Source organism: Sphingopyxis sp., assembly GCF_034380315.1.
Taxonomy (GTDB): domain Bacteria; phylum Pseudomonadota; class Alphaproteobacteria; order Sphingomonadales; family Sphingomonadaceae; genus Sphingopyxis.
Window position 1 is genome coordinate 25,228 of the sequence record NZ_JAXMPB010000001.1, and the last position, 23,156, is coordinate 48,383.

Annotated in this window: 21 protein-coding genes; 8 read left to right on the top strand and 13 right to left on the bottom strand. The window is 66.3% G+C overall.

Annotated elements, in window-relative coordinates:
• Positions 1-30: 30 nt before the first annotated feature.
• Together U0S50_RS00135 and U0S50_RS00140 are read right to left on the bottom strand one after the other, a co-directional pair.
• On the bottom strand, positions 31-1,440 hold the full coding sequence (locus U0S50_RS00135; protein WP_322306723.1) for an MATE family efflux transporter: 1,410 nt from the start codon (positions 1,438-1,440) through the stop codon (positions 31-33).
• Between the two features lie 105 nt (positions 1,441-1,545).
• On the bottom strand, positions 1,546-2,118 hold the full coding sequence (locus tag U0S50_RS00140; protein WP_322306724.1) for a Pycsar system effector family protein: 573 nt from the start codon (positions 2,116-2,118) through the stop codon (positions 1,546-1,548).
• A gap of 163 nt (positions 2,119-2,281) precedes the next feature.
• Here U0S50_RS00140 and U0S50_RS00145 point away from each other — a divergent pair, with 163 nt between their 5' ends.
• The 3 genes from U0S50_RS00145 to U0S50_RS00155 all read left to right on the top strand — a co-directional run bounded on the left by U0S50_RS00145 (position 2,282) and on the right by U0S50_RS00155 (position 5,930).
• Positions 2,282-2,518: an acyl carrier protein gene (locus U0S50_RS00145; protein ID WP_322306725.1), complete on the top strand. Its 237-nt coding sequence runs from the start codon at positions 2,282-2,284 to the stop codon at positions 2,516-2,518.
• A 155-nt stretch (positions 2,519-2,673) separates the two neighbouring features.
• Positions 2,674-3,876 (top strand): serine palmitoyltransferase, encoded by a 1,203-nt coding sequence (gene spt / locus U0S50_RS00150; protein WP_322306726.1) that lies wholly within the window; start codon positions 2,674-2,676, stop codon positions 3,874-3,876.
• Positions 3,877-3,989: 113 nt separating this feature from the next.
• Positions 3,990-5,930, top strand: coding sequence for an ATP-binding protein (locus U0S50_RS00155; protein ID WP_322306727.1), 1,941 nt, complete (start codon positions 3,990-3,992; stop codon positions 5,928-5,930).
• 51 nt (positions 5,931-5,981) lie between these two features.
• Here U0S50_RS00155 and U0S50_RS00160 read toward each other — a convergent pair whose 3' ends face one another.
• The 3 genes from U0S50_RS00160 to U0S50_RS00170 are packed head-to-tail and all read right to left on the bottom strand — an operon-like array spanning position 5,982 to position 8,315.
• Positions 5,982-6,851 (bottom strand): hypothetical protein, encoded by an 870-nt coding sequence (locus tag U0S50_RS00160; protein ID WP_322306728.1) that lies wholly within the window; start codon positions 6,849-6,851, stop codon positions 5,982-5,984.
• A gap of 13 nt (positions 6,852-6,864) precedes the next feature.
• The gene (locus tag U0S50_RS00165; RefSeq protein ID WP_322306729.1) at positions 6,865-7,836 is read right to left on the bottom strand and encodes an acylglycerol kinase family protein; all 972 of its coding nucleotides are present in this window, start codon (positions 7,834-7,836) and stop codon (positions 6,865-6,867) included.
• Between the two features lie 5 nt (positions 7,837-7,841).
• Complete coding sequence (locus U0S50_RS00170) at positions 7,842-8,315, bottom strand: DUF2141 domain-containing protein (RefSeq protein ID WP_322306730.1); 474 nt, start codon at positions 8,313-8,315, stop codon at positions 7,842-7,844.
• Between the two features lie 132 nt (positions 8,316-8,447).
• Between U0S50_RS00170 and lptF the strand changes: the two genes are divergently transcribed.
• Both lptF and lptG read left to right on the top strand, forming a co-directional pair.
• A complete protein-coding gene (gene lptF, locus U0S50_RS00175; RefSeq protein ID WP_322306731.1) occupies positions 8,448-9,656 on the top strand; it encodes an LPS export ABC transporter permease LptF in 1,209 nt (402 codons plus the stop codon).
• Positions 9,656-10,753 carry an LPS export ABC transporter permease LptG gene (gene lptG, locus U0S50_RS00180; protein WP_322306732.1) on the top strand — a complete coding sequence of 366 codons (1,098 nt, stop codon included), beginning with the start codon at positions 9,656-9,658 and terminating at the stop codon, positions 10,751-10,753. Before lptF ends, lptG begins: the two co-directional genes overlap by 1 nt.
• A 150-nt stretch (positions 10,754-10,903) precedes the next feature.
• On the opposite strand, the gene U0S50_RS00185 is transcribed toward lptG, so the two are convergent.
• Positions 10,904-12,010 (bottom strand): fatty acid desaturase, encoded by a 1,107-nt coding sequence (locus U0S50_RS00185; RefSeq protein WP_322306733.1) that lies wholly within the window; start codon positions 12,008-12,010, stop codon positions 10,904-10,906.
• Positions 12,011-12,128: 118 nt separating this feature from the next.
• Here U0S50_RS00185 and U0S50_RS00190 point away from each other — a divergent pair, with 118 nt between their 5' ends.
• The 3 genes from U0S50_RS00190 to U0S50_RS00200 all read left to right on the top strand — a co-directional run bounded on the left by U0S50_RS00190 (position 12,129) and on the right by U0S50_RS00200 (position 15,972).
• A complete protein-coding gene (locus U0S50_RS00190; protein ID WP_322306734.1) occupies positions 12,129-13,313 on the top strand; it encodes an N-acetyltransferase in 1,185 nt (394 codons plus the stop codon).
• A 95-nt stretch (positions 13,314-13,408) separates the two neighbouring features.
• Positions 13,409-14,845 carry a DUF1800 domain-containing protein gene (locus U0S50_RS00195; protein WP_322306735.1) on the top strand — a complete coding sequence of 479 codons (1,437 nt, stop codon included), beginning with the start codon at positions 13,409-13,411 and terminating at the stop codon, positions 14,843-14,845.
• Positions 14,846-14,850: 5 nt separating this feature from the next.
• On the top strand, positions 14,851-15,972 hold the full coding sequence (locus tag U0S50_RS00200) for a DUF1501 domain-containing protein (protein ID WP_322306736.1): 1,122 nt from the start codon (positions 14,851-14,853) through the stop codon (positions 15,970-15,972).
• A 61-nt stretch (positions 15,973-16,033) separates the two neighbouring features.
• Here U0S50_RS00200 and xth read toward each other — a convergent pair whose 3' ends face one another.
• From xth to U0S50_RS00235, 7 genes are all read right to left on the bottom strand, one after another.
• Complete coding sequence (gene xth / locus U0S50_RS00205; RefSeq protein WP_322306737.1) at positions 16,034-16,804, bottom strand: exodeoxyribonuclease III; 771 nt, start codon at positions 16,802-16,804, stop codon at positions 16,034-16,036.
• A 39-nt stretch (positions 16,805-16,843) separates the two neighbouring features.
• On the bottom strand, positions 16,844-17,185 hold the full coding sequence (erpA, locus tag U0S50_RS00210; protein WP_322306738.1) for an iron-sulfur cluster insertion protein ErpA: 342 nt from the start codon (positions 17,183-17,185) through the stop codon (positions 16,844-16,846).
• Between the two features lie 87 nt (positions 17,186-17,272).
• Positions 17,273-17,977, bottom strand: coding sequence for a M23 family metallopeptidase (locus tag U0S50_RS00215; RefSeq protein WP_322306739.1), 705 nt, complete (start codon positions 17,975-17,977; stop codon positions 17,273-17,275).
• Positions 17,978-18,092: 115 nt separating this feature from the next.
• A complete protein-coding gene (locus U0S50_RS00220; RefSeq protein ID WP_322306740.1) occupies positions 18,093-18,884 on the bottom strand; it encodes a ferritin-like domain-containing protein in 792 nt (263 codons plus the stop codon).
• Positions 18,884-19,351: a peroxiredoxin gene (locus U0S50_RS00225; protein ID WP_322306741.1), complete on the bottom strand. Its 468-nt coding sequence runs from the start codon at positions 19,349-19,351 to the stop codon at positions 18,884-18,886. The genes U0S50_RS00220 and U0S50_RS00225 overlap by 1 nt, the downstream gene beginning before the upstream one ends.
• Positions 19,348-22,065 (bottom strand): bifunctional [glutamine synthetase] adenylyltransferase/[glutamine synthetase]-adenylyl-L-tyrosine phosphorylase, encoded by a 2,718-nt coding sequence (locus U0S50_RS00230; RefSeq protein WP_322306742.1) that lies wholly within the window; start codon positions 22,063-22,065, stop codon positions 19,348-19,350. Before U0S50_RS00230 ends, U0S50_RS00225 begins: the two co-directional genes overlap by 4 nt.
• 66 nt (positions 22,066-22,131) lie before the next feature.
• The gene (locus tag U0S50_RS00235; protein ID WP_322306743.1) at positions 22,132-22,926 is read right to left on the bottom strand and encodes a response regulator; all 795 of its coding nucleotides are present in this window, start codon (positions 22,924-22,926) and stop codon (positions 22,132-22,134) included.
• Positions 22,927-23,156: the final 230 nt, after the last annotated feature.

A 23,156-nucleotide genomic window follows, 5' to 3' on the forward strand; every position in this document is an offset into this window, starting at 1 on the left:
GGCCGCCCCGCCGCCGCCTTCAAGGGGCCGTCAGCCGGCCGCCGCGGCGGGCAGCAGCCCCAGGCGTTCGCGCTGCATCCAACGCACGAGCATCAGCACCGCGACGATGCCGAGCCCGGCCGCGAGACCGGTCCAGATACCGACGCCGCCCCAGCCGCGTTCGAACGCCAGCCACGCGCCGACCCCGATGCCGATCACCCAATAGCCGAGCAGCGCGAAGAGCATGGGAACGAAGGTATCGTGCAGGCCGCGCAGCATCCCCTGCCCCACGACCTGCGCGCCGTCGGCGACCTGAAACAGCGCCGCGACGATCAGGAAGCTGACCGCGAGGTCGGCCACCTCGGCATTGGCGGGATTGGCGCGATCGATGAACAGCCCCGCGAGCGGGCCGGGAATGGCGAGCATGATCAGCGCCATCAGCGCCATGAAACCGGTCCCCAGGGTGAAGCTGGTCCAACCCGCACGGCGGATATGTTCGGCATCGCCACGGCCATAGCCGATGCCGACGCGCACCGTCGCCGCCTGTGCCAGCCCCATCGGCACCATGAAGGTCAGCGATGCGAGTTGCAGCGCGACCGCGTGCGCCGCGACCGCCGCGGTCGAAATCCACCCCATCAGCATGACCGCGGCAGAGAACACCCCCGCCTCGAACGCATGGCTGACCCCGATCGGTATGCCGACGCGGACCATCTGCACGAAACGCGGCCAGTCGCTGCGCCACCAGCGGCCGAGCAGATGATAGCGCCGGAAGCTGCGGTCGCGGTACACGACGGCAACCATCAGGAACAGCATCACCATATTGGTCAGCACGCTGCCCACCCCGGCGCCGACGACGCCCAGCGCGGGCATACCGAATTTGCCGAAGATCAGCGCATAGTTGAACAGGATGTTGCCGAGCACCCCGATCACCCCGACAACCAGCGACCACATCGGCCGTTCGAGCGCGGCGAGGAAGTTGCGGAATGCCAGCGTGCACAGGAACAGCGGCACCGACCACATATAGGCGCGAACATAGCTTTGCGACAGCGCGGCCAGCGCCGGGTCCTGGCCCAGCAGGATCAGGATCGCCCCGGTGTTCCAGAGCACCACCAGAATCGCCACCGAAAGGATGGCGACCAGCCAGAGCGCCTGGCGAAAGGTGCGCCGGATATCGCGCACCGAATGAGGCCGCCGCCCGATCTCGCTGGCCATCAGCGGCGACGCCCCCGCGACAAGCCCCATGCCGAAGATCGCGAACAGCATCGACAGGTTGAAACCGAGCGAGGCGGCCGCAAGCTCGGTCGGCCCGAGCCAGCCGACCATCAGCACGTCGGTCGCGCCGATCAGCGACATCGACAAATTGGTGAGCACCAGGGGCCAGGCGAGCGCCATCGTCGCGCGCAATTCGGCAGCATAGCCCTGTGGACGATCCACGGCGATCCGGTTGACCTGGCGCAGCATAGCCGTCCCGGATAGGCGCGGCGATGGCGCGCTTCAATAGTCGCGCGACATCAAGGGCCTATTTCAATCGGGTGGTTGCAGAATGGCAACAGCAAGCGCGCCGCATCAGCGCCCCCAGAGCAGCGCCATTTCGGCGCCGAACGCCACGAAGGTCAGCGTCAGCCCGACCACGAACAGGCGATAGGCATAGGCAAGATAGCGATATTTGCGCCGCGCCAGCACCATGCCGTTCTGATGCGTGTCGCGCAGCATCGTTTCGTACATATCTTCCTCGCTGCGCATCCGTGCCTTGACCGCCGCGATGAATTCATCCTCCCCCATCTGGGCAAAGCGGCCGAAGAACAGGATGTTGCTGTGGTCCTTGCCATCGCGGTAATCGACCGGCGGCGCCTGGCCGACGCGCGGCAGCACCGCCGAAATGGCGAGCAGCGCGGACAGGAAGGAAAAGGTCGCGAGCAGCATCAGCGGGATCGCCAGCGCCCCGCCGCCGCGCGCCTGACCGATCGCGAGCGTGAAGACCACGAAGGTCGCGCCCATCAGGATCGACGCCTTTTGATCCGCCATCTGCGACAATTGCATGGTCAATTGCTGGCTGGTGCGCACAAGATGGACCGCATTGGGCGGAAAGCCCCCGGCCTGTTTCGCGCCATCGTCGATCCCGCCCGTCCTGTCGTCCATTCGCCGTCCCCCATCATTCCATCAAGAGGTGCGTCCCGCCGCAGCGATGACATGTTCGGCGATTTGCGGCAAGATGCTGCCCGATTGCCGCCGCAATCGCTTGCCAAGTCGGCAGGCGCGCGGCATTCCCGCGCGCAAGTTTCTTTCATGATGGGACACCCCTATGAGCACCGCCCTGCGCGACCAGATTTTCGGCCTGATCACCCCTTTCAACAAGAAGGGCGTCGAACTGACCGAGGCGACGACCTTTGCCGGCGACCTGGAATGGGACAGCCTGACGGTCATGGATTTCGTGGCCGAAGTAGAGGATAGCTTCGACATCATCATCAGCATGAACATGCAGGCCGAAATCGAGAATGTCGGCCAGCTCGTCGCCGCGGTGGAAAAGCTGCAGGGCTGAACCCCCTTCCCGTTTGCATGACGCAAAGTCGATATGCCCCTCGACCCCGCGCCATGCCAACGGGTGTCTCGCCTTCGACCGCAAGTCGAAGCTTATCCTGAGCGCCTGCCAAGGCAGTCGAAGGGATCGACACAAACGGGCAATGGATGTTTGATATGACCGATCTTTTTTCGAAATTCGACCCGCTGATCGAACAGCGCGCGGCGTTGCTCGCCACCGGCGTCACCGACCCGTTCAGCCTGGTGATGGAAAAGGTGCTGTCGCCCACCGTCGCCATGTGCAACGGGCGCGAGACCATCCTGCTCGGCACCTATAATTATATGGGGATGACCTTTGACGAGGAGGTCATCGAGGCGGGCAAGCAAGCGCTCGACCGCTTTGGCAGCGGCACCACCGGCAGCCGCGTCCTCAACGGCACCTATCAGGGCCACAAGGAGTGCGAGGACGCGCTGAAGGAATTTTACGCCATGGACCATGCCATGGTGTTTTCGACCGGATATCAGGCGAACCTGGGCATTATTTCGACGATCGCGGGCAAGGGCGATTATGTCATCCTGGATATCGACAGCCATGCGTCCATCTATGACGGGTGCAAGATGGGCGACGCCGAAATCGTCGCCTTTCGCCATAATGACGTCGAGGCGCTGGAAAAGCGGCTGAAGCGCCTGCCCCCCGAAGCGGGCAAGCTCGTCGTGCTGGAGGGCGTCTATTCGATGCTGGGCGATGTCGCGCCCTTGCAGGAGATGATCCGCGTTTCGAAGGAAGCCGGCGCGATGGTGCTGGTCGACGAGGCGCATTCGATGGGCTTCATCGGCGAACATGGCCGCGGCGTCGCCGAGGCGCAGGGCGTGATCGACGATGTCGATTTCATCATCGGCACGTTCAGCAAGAGCGTCGGCACCGTCGGCGGTTTCTGCGTTTCGAACCATCCGAAGTTCGAGATCATGCGGCTGGTCTGCCGCCCCTATGTGTTCACCGCCTCGCTGCCGCCGAGCGTCGTCGCGACCGCCGCGACCAGCATCCGCAAGCTGATGCGTGGGTCGAACAAGCGCGCCCACCTGTGGGAAAATTCGAAGAAGCTGCACGCCGGGCTGCGCGGCCTGGGTTTCCAGCTTGGCACCGACGAGCCGCAGTCGGCGATCATCGCGGTCATCATGCCCGACCTCGAAAAGGGAGCGATGATGTGGGAGGCGCTGCTGGAGGAAGGGTTGTACGTCAACCTCGCCCGCCCGCCCGCGACCCCCGCGGGCATGACCCTGCTGCGCTGTTCGCTGTGCGCCGAGCATTCGAGCGAGCAGGTCGACGAAATCCTGGGCCGTTTCGAACGCGCCGGCAAGCGCGTGGGAATTATCGGCTGAGCCGAGCGTTCGCGCCGACCAGCGGATTCCTTTTCGGGCCGAGTTGAAAGACATAGGCCCGCAAAGGGCGTTCGCCGCTTTGCGGCGTCGGGCTTGTCCGGTAAGAGACGCAGGTGTTCGAGCGGGATCTGGATCCGGAAACCGAAAACCGGCGAGAGCGGATACGCTTCTGGCTGACCATCGGCGTGGCCACCATCCTGACCGGGGTCGTCGCCGCGCTGTTGCTGTTGCTCGCGCGGGCCAACGACAATTACGAACGATCGCTGGGCTGGCAGACGCAAAGCCTGGAAGTCATCGCGCAGACCCGTTCGGTCGACGCCGCGCTGGGCCGGGCCGAAGCGGCGCTGGGGCGCTTTGCGGTCGGCCTGCAAAAGGAAGACGGGCGCGTCTATGAACAGCAATGGGGCCGCGCGCGCCAGTTTCTGGCGCAGTTGCGGCGCAATGTGCGCGACAATCCCGAACAGACAGCACTGGTCGAACAACTGGCCAAGGAAATCGAGAGCCGCGGCGCGCGGCTGGGCGATGCGGCGCTGAGCGCCAATTACAACCAGACCGTCGCCGCCATTTCGAAATATCATGCCGCCGGTCACGACCAGGGCCTGACGCGCATCGACCGGATGCTCAACAGCATCATCACCAACGAACGCGCGCTGCTGAGCCAGCGCAACCGGATCGCCGCCGCCGACCGCGCCAGCCTGAACCGCGCCATGTGGCTTTTCTCGCTGCTCGGCGCGGTGGCCGCGATCCTGGCGATCGGCGCCACCTTCTCGCTGATCCGCGCCGAGGCCGAACGGCGGCTGGCGCGGCGCGAACAATTCGCCGAAAGCGAACGCGCGATGCAGCTGGAGGCCGCGGTCGAGGAGCGCACGGTCGAGCTGGAACAGGCGAACCGCGCGCTGCGCAGCGAAATGGGCGAGCGCGAGGCGGCCGAGGCGCGGTTGCGGCAGGCGCAGAAGATGGAGGCGGTCGGCCAGCTGACCGGCGGCATCGCGCATGATTTCAACAATATGCTGGCGGTCGTCGTCGGCGGGCTTGAACTCGCGGGGCGTTGGTTGCCCGGCCAGCCCGACAAGGCGCAGCGCCACCTTGCCAACGCGCTCGACGGGGCCAACCGCGCCGCCGACCTGACGCGGCGGCTGTTGACCTTTGCCCGCGCCGAACCCGCGCGTCCCGAACGCACCGCGATCGACGATTGCGTCGCCGGTTTTGCCCCGCTGATCGAACGGACGATCGGCGACCGTATCGCCCTGACGCTCGAGCTTGATGCGGCGGGACTGGCCAGCCGCCTCGACCGCCAACAGTTCGAAAATGCGCTGCTCAACCTGGCGGTGAACGCCCGCGACGCGATGGACGGGCACGGCGCCTTGACGATCCGCACCCGCCGGCAGGACCCCGACGCGCTGGCGGTCGAGGTAATCGACACCGGTTGCGGCATGTCGCCCGAGGTGCTGGAGCGGGTGTTCGACCCCTTTTACACGACCAAGCCGGTCGGCCAGGGAACGGGACTGGGCATGAGCCAGGTCTTTGCCTTTTGCCGCCAGTCGGGCGGCGAGGTGCAGCTGAGTTCGGTCGAAGGCGAAGGCACGCGCGTCGCGATGCTGCTTCCCCTCGCCCGGTCCGCCGACGATATGGCGAGCGACGACGGCGCCGACGAGGTGAGCCCGACGACCGCCGCGTCGCATGCGCTTGAGATTCTGGTGGTCGAGGACGACCCCCGGGTGTTGACCGCAACGGTCGATGCGGTGATCGAGCTGGGGCACAAGGCCGTCGCATGCGGCAATCCGCTGGACGCCGAAGGGCTGGTCGAACGGCAGGGCGGATTCGACCTGGTGCTGAGCGATGTGCTGATGCCCGAACTGACCGGCCCCGAACTGGTCGAACGGTTGAAACAGCGGTGGCCCGACATGGCGGTGCTGTTCGTCACCGGCTATGCCGGCGACGCCAGCGAGATCGCCAGCTTTGGCGACCATGACGTTCTGCGCAAACCCTTTACCCTCGCCGCGCTGGACCAGGCGATCCAGCGCAGCGCCGACGCGCACGCCCCCGCCGCCTGATCGCGCCGCGCCGGTGCGCGTGCCGCGGGGAAAGGCCCCAGCGACTGGCCCCTAGCGAATGGCGCCGCCGCGGATCAGGCGGGGAACCAGCGTCAGCGCGGCCAGCAGCGGCCAGCGGCGTTGCCACGGCTTGATCTCTATCTGCGTTCCGGCGTGCCGGTTGATCTTCCACGCCAGATAATCGATGCCGCCGGCATAGGTCAGGCTGGCCTTGGCGAGGCGGGCGACGCTGAGCGCCTTGCCCTCGGCCCGGCGGCGGGCCCAGCCGCCGCTGCGCACGCCGGGCTCGATCGCCGCCGCCGCGGGCGCGGTGAAATCGCGATAACGCTGGGGATCGGCATCGACCACCGACTGCGCCCGGTGGGTGCGTTCGGCGCGAAGCTCCACCGAATAGGTGAGCGAAAAGGCGCGGCGCCACCAGTCGAGCGCATCCTCGCCCGCCGCCGCCCCGGCCGCCGCGAGCAGCGTCGGCGCCGCCCGCGCAACCGCCGCCACCGCACGCGCGGTCGCGACATGATCGACGCTCCAGACCAGCCGCGAAGGCTGCGCAAAGCGTGCCCAGACCGACACATTGCGGGTTTCGGGACCGTTCAGGCGATGAAAATCGGCTTCGTTGAGCACCGCATATTTGGCCATCAGCCCGTCGTGCTGAAAGGGAAAGACATTGGGCGGGATCAACCGGTTGGCGAACGCCATCCAGCGCCTGGCATAGGCGTCGCCATAGTCCGACACGATCAGGTAGAAATCGAGCATCAGCCCGTCGAGCCGGGTTTCGCGCAGGCAGCTGCCATAGAAAAGCACCGCCCGCGCGCTGCCCGGATATTGCGCGGCGAGCGCCGACGCCATCGCGGTCACGCGCGGATCGACCGGCTCCGACAGTTCGGCGCCAACCAGATCGGTCAGGCTGGAAGCATCCGCCATCGGCGCCGCCCCCCTATGCCGCGAGGCGCAGGAAGGGCACCGGCTGGGTCGAGGTGAGGATGATCGGTTTCCCGTTCGTCGATTCGAAAATCTCGCCATCGAGGATCACGTTCGAACGTTCGCCCTCGATCCGGATCTCGTCGCCCTGCTGGAAATGGACGCCCTCCAGCTGTTTTTGCCCCAGCGTGCCGCGCCAGGTCGCGCCGAGCATCCGGAACAGCGCGCCGACGCTGCTCTCGGTCGCGAGCAGCTTCATATGGCCGTTGGTGCCATGGCTTTCGCTGGTGCGGATACTGAGCAGCAATTTTTCGAGCGTCGTGACGATGAGCAGCGAGAATTTGCCCTTGAACTCGCCCTGCCGGATCAACGACACGGTCATCGGTTCGGGCTTGGGCGGCAGGCGCCCGCCGCCAAGGCCGAAGACGATCGCGAACAACCCCAGGATCGCCGCCAGAAAATGCGACAGACCGTTGGGCAGACCGAGCGGATAGATGCGGTGGCGGCAATAGAGCATGACATCGGCGAGATAGGCCCCGCCGAGGAACATACCGAGCACCGGACGGGCGCCGTCGCGGTCGAGCGCGATCAGCTGGCGTTCGATGACATGATCCTCGAGCCGCCCTTCGCCGACCAGTTCGACGACGCGCGCGAGCGCCTTGATCGGATCACCCTCCGCCCCAAGGTCGAGCGCGATCAAATTGGTCTTGCCATTGGGAAGCACCGCGACCGGCGGCGGCGATCCGCCGAAATGGCCGCCCGAATAAAGCTCGGTCAGCGCGGCCTGAACCGTGCCGTCGCCGCCGTTGATCGCGACGACGCGCGGGCCAACCATCGCGATGGTGCGGATCGCCTCGCCAATCTGGTCGACGTCCTCCACCTCGTAATGAAAAATGTCCGGATGCGCCGCGCAATATTCGCGAACCCGCGGCAACAAGGCACGGTTGCCCGTCGAACGCGGATTGGAAAGAAGGGCGACGCTGGCCATAAATCTTACATATATTTCATGGTGATGGAGAGGTTCTTCGGCGCATTTCCAACCGCAAAAGCCGTTTTCTTGTAGCTCGGCTTGCCCAGGTTGAAGATGTTGATGCTGGGGTTGTTCGACATCCCGCCGCCGTCCGACCGCAGATCGGTCTTGCCATTGCCGTTCACATCGTGGCGCACCGCAATGCCATAGCTGCCCGCTTCCGGAAGCGGGACGCAGACGGTCATCGACCCGGCCCGCGCCGGCACCTCGACCCGCGAGAGCCAGCGTCCCTTGGCAAGCCAATCCGACGAGGTCGCCCGATAGCTTTGGATGCGCAGCTTGCCCGAACTCGATTTGATACCGTCGATCTGAATCAACGCCGAAGGGCCACGCTGGCACTGCGACAGGTCGTTGGACAGGACGCGCCCCCCCGCGGTCGCCGCGACCGGAAGGGTCAGCAAAGCGGCACACAAGATGGTAGGCACAATTTTCGACATGACCTCAATACCTCCAGAGGTTATAGCCACGCCAACCGCGCGAAAGCGCGAGCCGACATGGGTCCCTGTCGCCCTTGAATCGGCATATCGGAAACATTTGCGGCCAAATCATGGTGATGGGGCGACGAAAGCTTGAATAGACTACCCGCCATCGACCGCTATATCGCGCGGCTCATCTTCTTTCCCATGCTCGGCACGCTGATCCTGTCGGCCATGCTGCTGGTGCTCGAGAAGATGCTGCGCCTGTTCGATTTCGTCGCGACCGAGGGCGGCCCGGTCAGCGTCGTGTGGCGTATGCTCGCCAACTTAATCCCAGAATATCTGTCGCTTGGCATTCCAATCGGGTTGATGCTCGGCATCCTGCTGGCGTTTCGCCGCCTGGCGACGTCGAGCGAACTCGACGTACTGAAAGGCGTCGGGATGAGCTTTGGTCGGCTGTTGCGAATGCCCTATGTCTATGCGATCGCGCTCGCCGCGCTGAACCTTGCGATCGTCGGCTTCATCCAGCCCTATGCCCGCTATGCCTATGAAGGATTGCAGTTCGAACTGCGCTCGGGCGCGCTGGGCGCGTCGATCAAGGTCGGCGAATTCACCAAGCTGGGCGACCGCATGACGCTGCGGATCGAGGAAAGCCACGACGAGGGCCGCCGCCTGCAAGGCATTTTCGTGCGCGGCGAAAACAAGGACGGCCAGGCGGTGTCGGCCACCGCGTCGCGCGGACAGTTCCTGGCCACCGACGACCCCAACACGATCATCCTGCGCCTGTCGCAAGGCGTGCTGATCCACGAATCGCCCAAATTCCCGGTGCCGCGCGTCCTGACCTTCGACAATCACGACCTGCCGATCCCGCTGCCCAAGATCGAGGCGTTCCGCCTGCGCGGCGGCGCCGACCGCGAATTGACGATCCCCGAGCTGTTCGTCGCCGGCCAAGACGAGAATGAATCGCTGAAGACGCGGCTGGAGCTGCGCGCCAATTTCCATTTCCGTATCGTCGAGGTCGCAACGATGCTGCTGATCCCGCTGATCGCGATCGCGCTGGCCATTCCGCCCAAGCGCTCGACATCGTCGCTTGGCGTGTTCCTGTCGATCGTGATGCTGGTGACGCAGCACAAGATCAACCAATATGCCGAGGATCTGGGCGCGCGCGGCACGGTCGATCCGTTGATCGCGCTGTGGGTGCCGTTCCTGTTGTTCGCCGCCCTGTCGGTGTGGATGTACTATACCGTCGCGCATGTGCCGGGCGGCCAGCCGATCGGCGCCCTGGAGCGCGTCGCGGCCAAGACCGGCCAGAAAATCCGCCGCCTCGCCACCCTGTTCCAGCGCAAGCAGACCGCCGCCTGATGCACCAGCTTCACTTCTTTCCCTCGCGCACCATGGCGATTTATGTCGGGCGCCTGTTCCTGATCCGCAGTTTTGCGATCCTGTTCGCGCTGGTGCTGATCCTCCAGACGCTCGACCTGCTCGGCGAAAGCGGCAAGATATTGGCGGTCGCGGGCAACAGCGACAGCGATGTATGGCGCTATGTCGGGCTGCGCCTGCCGCAGATCATCGAGACCTTCCTGCCCTTTTCGGTGCTGCTCGGCACCATCCTGACCCTCGCGACGCTGAACCAGAACAGCGAGGTGATCGCGATGAAGGCGGCGGGCATGTCGGCGCATCAGGTGCTGGCGCCCCTGTTCCTGGCCGCCTTCTTGGTCGCCGCGATCAGCTTTGTCTTCAACGAACGGATCGTGACGCGCGCCAATGCCGCACTCAGCGCCTGGCAGAAGGTGCAATATGCCGAAATTCCGACCGACAATGGCGTGCGCAGCAACATCTGGGTGCGCGCGGGCGACGACCTGATCTATGCCGGGCGGGTCGAAACCGGCGGTGCGGCGGTGCGGCTCGCCCAGGTCAAAATCTATGAGCGCACCAGCGGCGTGCTGTCGTCGATGCTGTCGGCCGACAGCGCGCGCCCGGTTTCAGGCGGATGGGAACTGACGGGAGCCAAGCGCTTCGTCCGCCGGTCGGGCACCGTGACCGACCTCGGCACCATCGTCGCCGCGAAAGGCGTGCGCCCCGACCAGTTCACGCTGGCGCAGGTCGATGGCGACGAGCTGCCCTTCGGCCAGCTCAAATCCGCGATCGCCGACCTGGAGGCCGCGGGGCGCCCGGTCGATGCCCTGAAAGGCGTGCTGTGGCACAAGATATCGGGGCCGCTGTCGGCGATTTTGATGCCGCTGCTCGGCGCGGTCGCGGCCTTTGGCCTTGCCCGGTCGGGCAAGCTGTTCGTGCGCGCGATCCTGGGCATGGGGCTGGGTTTTGCCTATTTCGTCGCCGATAATTTCGCGCTCGCGATGGGCGATCTGGGCGCTTATTCCCCCTTCCTTGCTGCCTGGGGACCGTTCATCCTGTTCGCGCTGATCGGCGAGATGATCCTGATCCGGACCGAGGAATAGGGCGCCGCAGCGGATTGCGGGGGCACAGCGGGTAGCGGGCGGCATGATCCTCCCTGTAAGGTGGTAGCCGCGTAGCGGCTGACCAAGGGGCGATTTGCGCAACCTCGCCGCGCCTCCACCCTCCCCATCGCTTCGCGACAGGGAGGCCGTTCAGGCAGGCGCGCCCTTTGCCGAACCCGCGACAAGGTTCATCACCAGCTTGGGCAGGCTGCGGTAATTGGCCTTGTGATATTGCGAATCGGCGGGCAGCGTTGCCTGCAGACGGCGGTGCGCCTCGGGCAACGCATGATAGGGTACGCCGGGCAGCAGATGGTGGAGCGCGTGATAGCGCAGCCCCACCGGCGCCCAGAGTTCGGGCAGCAGGCCCGGCGGCGGGACGTTGACGCTGTCGAGGAACTGGCCGGTCACGGTCAGCACTTCGCCGTCATTTTCCCACAGGTGCGCGACCAGCGTGCGGATCTGGTTGAGCACCACGGTCGCCGCGGCAATCCCGCCGAAAATGGCGAGCGCGCGCAGCGGCACCCAGCCGAAGGTGCCCGCCGCGATCAGCAGCGTCGCCCACGCCCAGGCGCCGCCTTCCTGCCACGCCCATTGGCGGCGAAATTCGCCCTCGGGCGGCTTGCGGCGGAACACCGGATTGATGATCAGCCCCGAATAGCGTTCCATCACCACGCGGCGCAGCGGCGGAATGGCAAGCGACAGCGGGGTCAGCACGCCATAGCGGAACAGAAGCGCCAGCGGCGCAAAGGCGGCGGCGACCACGAACAGCGGCACCGTCCACGGCTTCATCAGCGCGAGCGGCAGATATTCCGGATCCTCGACCGTCCCATATTTGGTGCGGTTGTGGTGGAGGCTGTGGATCCCTTCGTACATGAAGGAGGGGATGAGGAGCGGCACGCCGATCAGCATGTTCCACGCGAGGCGAAAGCCGGGCAGCGCATTTTTGCGGATATGGGTGAGTTCGTGGATGAAGCTGCCGGCGCGATAGAGGGCGAGCACCGCGACGAACGCCGCCGCCAGCATCCACCCGGTCGAGGGCGCGAGGATCGCCGCCGCGACGCCGGCATAGCCGACCGCGGCCGACGCAAGAAAGTCGGTCCAATAGATGCGCGCGCTGGGCGTCACCAGTTCGCGGGTCAGTTCCGCAACGGCGCGAATCATCGCCATATCGTCCGGAATCGACGATTTGGGCGGTTTGGCAGCCGAGGGTGCAGCAGGCGGCGCGACCCGGTCGGCAGGGGGATGGATCGTGGTCATAAGCGTTTCTTCATCATGATTTCGTGGCAGCATAATGGCCGAATGCGGGTCGCCAGTGCCGCAACTATGCCCTAATGCACTGCCACAAAATATAGGAAGCCCAGTTCAGGAAACCAGCATGGCGGCGCATAACGAAGGTCCGATCACCATCCACCCGGTCAAGGACAAGGCCGCGCTGCGCGAATTTGTCGAGCTGGCCTATCGCCTGAATCGCGGCGATCCCGCGTGGGTTCCGCCGCTGAAGGGCGAGGTGTACGCGCTGCTGACTCCCGGCAAGAATCCGTGGTTCGAACATGGCAAGGCGCAATATTTCCTGGCGCGCCGCAACGGGCGGACGGTCGGCCGCATTTCGGCCCATATCGATGCCCTCGCGCTCGAACAGCCCGCCGAACAGGGCATGGGGCCCGGCACCGGAAACTGGGGCCTGATCGAGGCCGAAGACGAGGAAAGTGCCACCGCGCTGATCGCGGCGGCCGAGAACTGGCTGCGCGAACAGGGCATGACCCGCGCGCTCGGCCCGCTTTCGATTTCGATCTGGGACGAACCGGGGCTGCTGACCGCAGGGTTCGAAACCCCGCCGACGATCATGCTGGGCCATAACAGCGTCCTGTATCAGCCGTGGATCGAGGCAGCGGGGTATCGCCCCGCCAAGCAGCTGTTCAACTATGTCGTCGATATCGTCGACGGTTTTCCCCCGCTGGTAAACCGGATCGTCGCGGCGGGCGAAAAGAACGGCCGCATCCATATCCGCCGCGTCGACAAGAAGCGCTTCGACGACGAGGCCCGGCTGATCATGACGATCCTGAACGATGCCTGGTCGGACAATTGGGGCTTCGTCCCGCTGACCGACGGCGAGATCGCCCATGTCGGCAAGAAACTGAAAACGCTGGTGTTCGAGGATCTGATCCGCGTCGCCGAACTTGACGGCGAACCCGTCGCCTTCATGATCGTGCTGCCCAATATCAACGAATTGCTGATCGGGATGGAGGGATCGCTGCTGCCCTTCAACTGGGCGAAGCTGCTGTGGTGGCTGCGCAAACCCAAGAGCCGCCGCCTGCGCGTCCCGTTGATGGGCGTGGTCAAGAAATTGCAGAACAGCCGCATGGCCAGCACCCTGGCCTTCATGATGATCGAATATATCCGCCGCGACGGCGTCGCCCATTATCGCGCCGAGCAGGGCGACATCGGCTGGGTTCTGGACGATAATCAGGGGATGAAGGCGGTCGCCGATGCCATCGATGCGCGGGTCAACCGCGTCTATCAAATCTATGACAAGCCGTTGAACGGCACCGACGGGCACTGAACTCGGGGCACCGGTCGTCCGGTGCCGCGCGCTGGGACAGCTTTGCGACAAAGACGGGGCATGGAGCCTTTCTTCCGGAAAGGAAAAGCGATTCCATGGCCATGCAGTATCTTGCCGCGCACCGTTTCGGGCTAGGCAACCGACAGGAATACCCGCCGATTGCCGATCCGCGCGGCTGGCTCGCGCGCCAGATTGGCGACTATGATCCCACGCCCGCGACGATCCGCGCGCTGCCCGGACGCGGCGCGATCGCCGCTGCCTATGCCGCCTATCGCGAGGACCGCCAGGCGGCACGGCGCAGCGCGGCGCAGAGCGGCACCGGGGATGCCCAGCCGGACGACGACATGCCCCGCGACGAACAGCGCCCGTCGCGATCCGAAATTCGCGGCCATTACACCGACGCGGTGCGCGCGCGGCTGGACAGCGCGGTGGCGACGCCGACCCCCTTTGCCGAACGGCTGGTGCATTTCTGGGCCAATCATTTCGCGGTGTCCGCCGACAAGCTGGCGGTGATCGGTTTTGCGGGCAATTATGAATTCGAGGCGATCCGCCCGCATATCATGGGCAAATTTTCGGACCTGCTGATCGCCGCGATCCGCCACCCCGCCATGCTGCTGTACCTCGACCAGGCGCAAAGCTTTGGCCCCGACAGCCCGGTCGCCGCACGGGCACGCGACCGGCGCGGCCGCCCCGGTCCGGGGCTGAACGAAAATCTGGCGCGCGAGATACTGGAGCTGCACACGCTGGGGGTTCGCAGCGTTTACAGCCAGGCCGACGTGACCGCTTTCGCCAAGGCGCTGACCGGGCTGACCGTCGCGGGACTGGGCCGGGGCGCCGGACGGCGGCTGATGCCCGCCGCCGCCCGCGACGGCGACACGGTTTTCATCGACCGGCTGCATCAGCCGGGACCCCAGACCATCATCGCCCGGCGGTACGACCAGCCGGGCGAGCAGCAGGCCGAGGCGGTGCTGCGCGATCTGGCGGTCCACCCCGCAACCGCGCGGCATATCGCAACCAAGCTGGCCCGCCACTTCGCGGGCGACACGCCCCCTGCCCCGCTGGTCGAGCAGCTGACGACCAGTTTCCTGGACAGCGGCGGCGACCTGTCCGCCGTGTATCGCACGCTGATCGCGGCGCCCGAGGCATGGACGGCGGAACCCGCGCTGTTCAAATCGCCGTGGGACTGGACGGTGTCGATGCTGCGCGCGCTGGCGATGCCGGCGCTGGGCCAGCGACAGAATGTCGCTGCGATGTTCACCCAGCTCGGCCAGCCGGTGTGGCGGCCCGGATCGCCCGCCGGATATGACGACCGCGTCGCGACATGGGCGGGATCGGCGGCGCTGATGCAGCGCGTCGAACTGGCCAGCCGGATCGCGGGCCGGATCGGCGACAGGGCCGACGCCCGCAGCCTGGCGCCGATGGTCCTGACCGACGCGCTGACCCCCGCGACAGCACAGGCGATCGCCCGTGCCGACAGCCCTGGCCAGGGCCTCGCCATGCTGTTCGCCAGCCCCGCCTTTTTGCGGAGATAAACGCCATGATCCTGCCCCGCCGTTCCCTGATCCTGTCGAGCCTGGGCCTGGCCGCCATGGGCGCCCTGCCCCGCGTCGCCTGGGCCGCCGCATCGACCCCGAAAAGGCTGGTCTTCATCATCCAGCGCGGCGCCGCCGACGGATTGGCCATCGTCGCGCCGACCGGCGATCCCGGCCTGGCCGCCGCGCGCCGCGCGCTGGCCGACGAGGCCGCCGAAGGGCGCAAGCTCGACGCGATGTTCACCCTGCACCCCGCGCTGTCCGGCACTGCCGCGCTATTCGGCGCCCGCCAGGCGCATTTCGCGCACGCCGTGGCGACCGCGTATCGCGACCGCTCGCATTTCGACGGCCAGAACATGCTGGAAGGCGGCGGATCGCGTCCCTATGGCCGCGCCGATGGCTGGGTCGGGCGGTTGCTGACGCTGTTGCCCGAAGCCGAGCGCGAGGCACTGGCCATCGCCCCCGCCGTGCCGCTGGCGCTGCGCGGCGCGGTGCCCGTCGCCACCTATGCCCCCAGTCGCCTGCCGCAGGCCGACGCCGACCTGATCGCGCGGCTGTCGGCGCTTTATGCCGACGACGCGCTGCTGCACCCGCTGTGGGACAGCGCGGTCAAGACGCAGGAACTGGCGAGCGACATCGGCGGCAACAACGGCCGCAACGGCGCGGACCTCGGCGCGCTTGCGGCGTCGCTGATGACCCCCGCCGACGGCGCGCGGGTGATGATGGTCGAAACCGGGGGATGGGACACGCACAGCGGCCAGCGCGGCCGGTTGGCGGCGCAGCTGCGCGGGCTGGATCAGCTTGTCGGCGCCTTGCAGGCTGGCCTGGGCGCGGCGTGGGCGGATACGCTGGTGATCGTCGCCACCGAATTCGGCCGCACGGTCGAGGTCAACGGCACCGGCGGCACCGACCATGGCACCGCATCGGCGGCCATGCTGCTGGGCGGCGGCCTGGCGGAAGGCGGCAAGGTGTCGGCCGACTGGCCCGGCCTGATGCCCGCCGCCCGCCACGAAGGCCGCGACCTGAAACCGACGCGCAAGCTGGAGGATGTGATCGCGGGCGCGGTCGCGCATCATTATGCGCTGGACCCGGCGCGGGTAAGGAAGGCGCTCTATCCCGACGCCTGAACGATAGGGTGCGGTATCCTTCGCCCGTCATCGCGAGCGCGGCAGCGCCGCGCCGGAAGAATCAGGCGAAACGCGCCCAGGTCGGGGCATGGTCGCTCGCCTTTTCGCGGCCGCGATAATCCTTGTCGACCTGGGCATCGACCAGCCGATCGGCCATCGCCGGGCTGAGCAGCAGATGGTCGATACGAAAACCGTGATCGCGCTGCCACCCGCCCGCCTGATAGTCCCAGAAGGTCCAGACATGTCCCTGCGGATGGCGGCTGCGGATCGCGTCGGTCCAGCCGTCGCCGAGCAGGCGAAAATAAGCGTCGCGCGATTCGGGCTGCATCAGCGCATCGTCGGCCATGCCGCGCACGTCCCACACATCGTCATCATGCGGAATGACATTATAGTCGCCCGCAAGAACGGTCGGAATTTCGCTGGCCAGCAGCCGCTGTGCCCGCTCGCGCAGCCGCTTCATCCAGCGCAGCTTGTAATCGAATTTGGGCCCCGGATGGGGATTGCCGTTGGGCAGATAGATGGACGCGACGCGCACGCCATGGACGTCAGCCTCCAGATAGCGCGACTGTTCATCCTCATCCTCGCCCGCCAGGCCGCGCTGGACCTCCACCGGATCGGCCCCGCGCGCAAGGATCGCGACGCCGTTGAACCCCTTTTGCCCGTGATAGAGCGCGCCGTAACCCGCCGCCTCGATCTCCTTGGTCGGGATCGTTTCGTCGCTCGATTTCAGTTCCTGAAGGCAGGCAATATCGGGCTGCGTTTCGTCGAGCCATTCGACCAGACGCGGCAGCCGCGCCTTGATGCCATTGATGTTGAAGGTCGCGATTTTCATACCCACCCTATGACAGGAAGGGCGGGGGTAAGAAAGGCGTCAGATCGAAAAGCTGGAGCCGCAGCCGCAGCCTGCGGCGGCGTTCGGATTTTCGACCTTGAACGACGATCCGCCCAGCGAATCGACAAAATCGACGACGCAACCGCGAACCAGGTCGATGCTGATCGGATCGACGACCAGCTTTACCCCGTCGGTTTCGGTGACGATGTCATCACCGTCAATGCTGTCGGCGAGACCGAAGCGATAGGTGAAGCCCGAACAGCCGCCGCCATCGACGGCGAGCCGCAACGCGGGCTCTACCCCGCCCTTGCGCGTCGCGATCCAGCGAACCCGCGCGGCGGCGGCGGGCGACAGGGTGATTTCGGAAATCTGCGTGGCCATGATCGCAAGATAGGCGTTGCGGGGTAAAAGAAAAGGGCGCCCCGACCTTGCGTCGAAAGCGCCCCTCCTCTCCGACCCAGAGAAAGCTCAGTCTTCGGGACCGCCCATCGCGAGCTTTTCGCCCGTCAATGCTGCAACGGCCATCTGATCCGACTGAACGAAGGGCATCGGGTTGACCGGTGCGCCTTCAATGCGAACTTCATAATGCAGGTGATTGCCGGTCGAGCGGCCGGTCGAGCCGACATAGCCGATGACATCGCCCTTTTTCACCTGTTGTCCCGAACGGACGATATAGGAGGACATATGGCCGTAACGCGTCTGGATCGCGTTGCCATGTTCGATTTCGACGTAATTGCCATAGCCGCCCAGGCGCTGGGCGCGGCCGACGATCCCGTCGGCGGTGGCATAGATGGGCGTGCCGCGCGGCGCGGGAATATCGACGCCGTTGTGGCGGGCCAGACGCCCCGTCACCGGATGAACGCGCATGCCATAGGAAGAGGAAAGCGACATTTTTTCGATCGGGCGGCGCGACGGCACCGCAACGCCAAGCGATGCGCTGAGGCCGGTGTCGAGACGCTTCCACGCCTGGAACACCGCGCGGGCGTCGCTGTCTTCGCTGCGGGTGGTCGTGCCGGGAACAAAGCTTTCGTCATCGGGTTCGTCGGGAACGACGATCCCGGCATCGGAGCTGGTTTCATAGGCGTGAGCGGCAGGAGCGGCGGCCCCCATCAACGCGGCGGCACAAAAAAACAGTCCGGTTTGAAACTTCTGCGCCAGAAGAGAGTTCAGCACTTGTACGACCCCGCATTTTCCCCGTTGCCGGCAGCCTGTTTCCTGCCACCGGTACCGGTTGTATGTCGTGGATGGGATTATTCCCTGCCCGCGATGGTTTGTGCGTGCCGAAGTCTTACGAAGCAATAACGGCGTAGTATTCTTGCGTTAAACCGGCGTCGTGGCGCGCCGAGTCGTTGAACGGCGGCTTCAGCTGCCCGCGAAACCGCTCTTTTACGAGCCTTTGCCACGTTTCGACGGCCGGGAATCCCCGTTCGTCGCACAGCCAGCCGAACCATGATGTGCCCGCGCTCACATGCCGGATTTCGTCGGTATAGATTCGTTCCAGGATCCGCGCCGACGCCTCGTCACCCACCGCGCGAAACCGCTCGACAGTCGCCGGGGTGACGTCGAGCCCGCGCGCCTCCAGCACCATCGGGACGATCGCCAGCCGCGCCAGCACATCGTCGGCGGTCGCCTCTGCCGCCTCCCACAGCCCGGCGTGCGCGGGCAGCGCGCCATAATGGCTGCCGAGCGCGCGCAGCCGCCGGTCGAGCAGCGCGAAGTGCATCGCCTCGTCCGCCGCGACGCCGATCCAGTCGTCGACGAAGCCGCGCGGGAAAAGATCGCCGAATCGCCCGACCAGATCGACCGCGAGGTCGATGGCGGCAAATTCGATATGCGCCAGCGCGTGGAGCATCGCGATGCGCCCGCGTTCGGACCCGCCCTTGCGGCGGCGCGGCATCTGCGCGGGCGTCAGCAATTCGGGGCGGTCCGGCCAGGCCGGCCGGTCGGGCATGGCGACATCGCAGCGATGCGCCAGTTCCCCCCGGCGCCACGCACGCGCCAGACCGCGCGCCGCGCGGCGCTTGTCGTGCGGGTCCGCCGTCAACAGGACGACGCGCGCGGCTTCGCCCAAGCTTTGCATCAAAGCGCCTTCGCCGCCTCCAGCACCGCGTCGGCATGACCCTTTACCCGCACCTTGCGCCATTCCTTGGCCAGCTTGCCGTCGGCGTCGAACAGGAAGGTCGAGCGTTCGATGCCCATATAGGTGCGGCCGTAATTCTGTTTTTCGACCCAGGTGCCAAAGGCTTCGCACACCGCGCCATCCTCGTCCGAGGCAAGACGGACGGTCAGCCCATATTTGTCGCGAAACTTGCACAGCCGCGCGGGGGCGTCGCGCGACACCGCCAGAACCTGCGCATTCAGATGCGCAAAGTCGGGCGCGAGGCGCGTGAAATCCTGCGCCTCGGTCGTACAGCCGGGCGTGTCGGCCTTGGGATAGAAATAGACGACGAGCGGCGCGCCCTTCATCGCGGCAAGGTCGATCACCGCGCCGTCGGCATCGGCCAGCTTGACCGCCGGAACAGCATCCCCGATCGCGAGTACGCTCATTCTTCCATCTCCTGCTCTTGAATTTCGGCGCGGCGAATCGACGCCCACCAAGTCGCGACCTCCTGCCGTGCCGCGTCGTGCGCGGCAAGCAGTTGCGGCCATCCGGGCTCTCCGCACGCGCTTGCGACGAGTTGGCGCGCCGCAGCGGTCGCGGGCTCGCCATCAGGCGCGGTCAGGCGGAGCATCACCAGCATCCGGGCGAGCAGGCCATGGGCATCGACGACCTCTGCCGGGACCAGACCGGCGGCACGCATACAGCCAAGCGCCGACGCGATATTGGGGTCATGACATTGGCCCGTCGCAAGCTGGACAACCTGCATCGCAAATTCGAGGTCGACGAGCCCGCCCGGTCCGCCCTTGATGTCGAGCGCGCCCGCCGGGGGTTTGTGCGCCGCGATCTTGTCGCGCATGTCGCCGGCATCGCGGCGCAGCATCGCCGCATCGCGCGGCCGAGCGAGCAGGTCGGCGATCACCCCCGTCAAAGCGGCGCGCGCGCCGTCCGAGCCATAGACCGGCCGCGCCCGGAGCAGCGCCATATGCTCCCACGTCCATGCTTCCTCGCGCTGATAGCGTTCGAAGCTGTCGAGCGTGACGACGAGCGGCCCCTGCGCGCCCTGGGGGCGCAATCTGGTGTCGACGTCATAAAGCTTGCCCGCCGCGGTCGGCACCGACATCGCCGCAGTCACGCGCTGCGCAAGCCGGTTGTAATAGGTGGTGGCGCCGAGCGGACGCGGCCCGTCCGATTCGGCGAGATGGTCCCCGGTGAACAGATAGATAAGGTCGAGGTCGGAGGCGTGGGTGAGCGCGCGCCCGCCGAGCCGCCCGAGCGCGAGGATGACGAGTTCGCTGTCCGGCACCCGTCCATGCGCCTCGACAAATTCGGCGACGGTCGCATCGGCGAGCACGCGCAGCGCCGCTTCGGCAAGGTCGGAATAGCCGCGGGCGATGTCGAGCGGATCGGTCGCGCCCGCGACCAGTTGCGCCCCATAGGCAAAGCGCCGCTCCCCCACCCGGTCGCGCACCCGGTCGAGCAGCCGTTCATAGTCGAGCCCGGCGAGCCCCGGTGCCCATTCGGCCATCAATTCTTCCTGGGTCGCGGGCGCGTCGAAGGCGCGGCTGTCGATCAGCCCCTCGATCAGTTCGACCCGCGCCGCGAGCGCGTCGGCGAGGGTCGGGGCGAGCGACAGGATGCGCGTCGCGATCCGCGCGAGGGCGGGCTGCGCCGCGAGCAGGTGAAAGAAGTTGATCGCGCTCGGCAAGCCCGACACCAGCTTGTCAAAGCGCAGCAGGGTCGCCTGTGGATCGGGTGCGGCGCCCAGCGCCGTCACCAGTTCGGGCAGCACGGTTTCGAGCGCCCCCTGTGCCGCCGGGCTGCGCAGCGCGCGCAGCTTGCCGCCGCGCCATTCGGCGATCGTCTGAAGCGCCGCGGTGGGCGGATCGAACCCTGCCGCTGCCAGCCGCGCCGCCAGTTCCCCTTCGTCGCGCGGCAAGCCTTCGGTGACGGCGCGTTCGGCGACCAGCCGGTCGTAACAGGCGCCGACATCGGTAACGAGCGGACGCAGCGCGGCGAGCAGTGCCGCGCCATCGGCCTCTCCGTCGAGCCGCGCCACCGCGTCGAGCGCCGCATCCTGCACCGGCAGGCTGTGCGTCTGTTGATCCTCGATCATCTGCAACCGGTGCTCGATCCGGCGCAAGGCGGCGTAATGGCCCGATAGCCGCGCCGCGACATCGGTATCGATGCGGCCCGCCGCCGCCAGCGCCGCGAGCGCATCGACCGTCGCGGGCACGCGCAGCGCCGGTTCGCGCCCGCCATAGATCAGCTGGTGGACCTGGGCGAAAAATTCGATCTCGCGGATGCCGCCGCGGCCGCGTTTCAGGTCGAAACCCGGACCGAATTCCTGCCCTTGCGCAAAATGGTCGCGGATGCGGTCGCTCATCGCGCCGATTTCCTTGAGCTGCCGGAAATCGAGGCTGCGCCGCCAGATGAAGGGCTGGATCGCGGCGAGGAAATCTTCGCCCAGCGCGCGGTCGCCCGCCGAGGCGCGGCTGCGGATGAAGGCCGCCTGTTCCCAGGGCAGCGCCTGCGATTCATAATAGGATATGGCGGCGCTGACCGGCAGCACGATCGGCGTGACTTCGGGATGCGGACGCAGGCGCAGATCGACACGCAGCACATGGCCGTCGCCGGTCCGCGCCGACAAAATCTCGACCATCCGCCGCGCGATGCGCACCGCCGCCTCGTCGGGATCGTCGCGCGATCGGCGCGGCAGCGTTTCGGGATCAAAGATCAGGATCGGGTCGATGTCCGACGAATAGTTGAGCTCGTGGCTGCCAAGCTTGCCGAGCGCGATCACCGCCAGCCCGCGCGGCGCTTCGCCCGGCACCCGTTCGGCGAAGGCGGCGGCGAGCGCGGTGTCGCACGCGGTATCCGCGAAATCGGACAGGTGGCGCGTCGTTGCCGCGACATCATGCTCGCCCGACAGATCGCCGAGCGCGAGGAGCAGCGCGACACGCCCGCGCCAGCGGCGCAGCGCGGCCATGATGTCATCGTCGATGGCCGGCGGCACCACGGCGGCGCACGCGGCGTCGGTGCCCTTGGACAGGAAGCGCGCCACATCATCGGGATAAAGCTCTGCCAGGCGCGCCAGAAAGGGCGCATTGGCGATCAGCCGGTCGAGAGCCGACTGGCGAGCGGAAGCGTTCGAAACGGTCATCGACCGTTGCTATCGCCCGCCGCCCCGGCGGTATCAACCCCTGCCGGACGCGGCGGCGAGGACCGGTCAGGCCGGGACGGTGCTTTCGTCGAAGAACAGCACCTGCGAGATCGCCGCGCGCAACGTCGCGGGCTGATAGGGCTTGGTCAGCAGGAAGGCCGGTTCGGGCCGGTCGCCGGTGAGCAGCCGTTCGGGAAAGGCGGTGATAAAGATCACCGGCACCGTCATGCCGGTCAATATTTCCTGCACCGCCTCGATCCCCGAGCTGTTGTCGGCAAGCTGGATGTCGGCGAGGACAAGGCCCGGCTGATGCTTTTGCGCCTCTGCGACCGCCTCGCGGTGCGTGGTCGCGACCGCGACGACATCGTGGCCAAGATCGCGGACGATCATTTCGATGTCCATCGCGATGATCGGTTCATCCTCGATGATCAGGATGCGCGCGCGAGTCTGGCGGTCGATCTCGTCGGTCGCCTCGGCGATCAGCGACCGCACCGCATCGGCATCGCGGCCGATGATCCGGCCTGCGTCGTCGGCGCTGAAGCCTTCGACCGCGGTGAGCAGCAGCGCCTGGCGCGCGAGCGAAGGAATGCGCCGCAAACGCGCGTCGGCAATCGCGGTGTCCGCCGGGATCGCTTCGTCCGCCGGTGCCGCCTGTCCGGCGAGCAGCCCGAAATTGTCATGTACCATGCGATAGAGCTGAATGCGCAGATCGCCGCCGGTATCGACCGCGCCGGGATTGGCGACCAGCGTTTCCAAAAGCTGCGCGACCAGCGCATCGCCGCTCTGCTGGCTTCCCGAAATCGATCGTCCGTAGCGGCGCAGATAGGGAAGATGCGGCGCGATGGCCTGGCCCAATGACATATATTACCTCCTGAACAGGCCGCAGCCCGCCTCGAAACCCGCAGAAATACCGGTGTTCGGAGCAAAAATCACCCCGGCCTCCGGCTTAATTTCATCCGATGGGAACGAATTAGCCGGAAAATGGTTTCATGGGAAAGGAACAAAGCGCCATTGCGCTTTGGTTTAGGCGCGGTTAGCACGAGGTTCATGATCAGGGGATGCTTCGATAATGCCGTCTGAACCGGGCCACT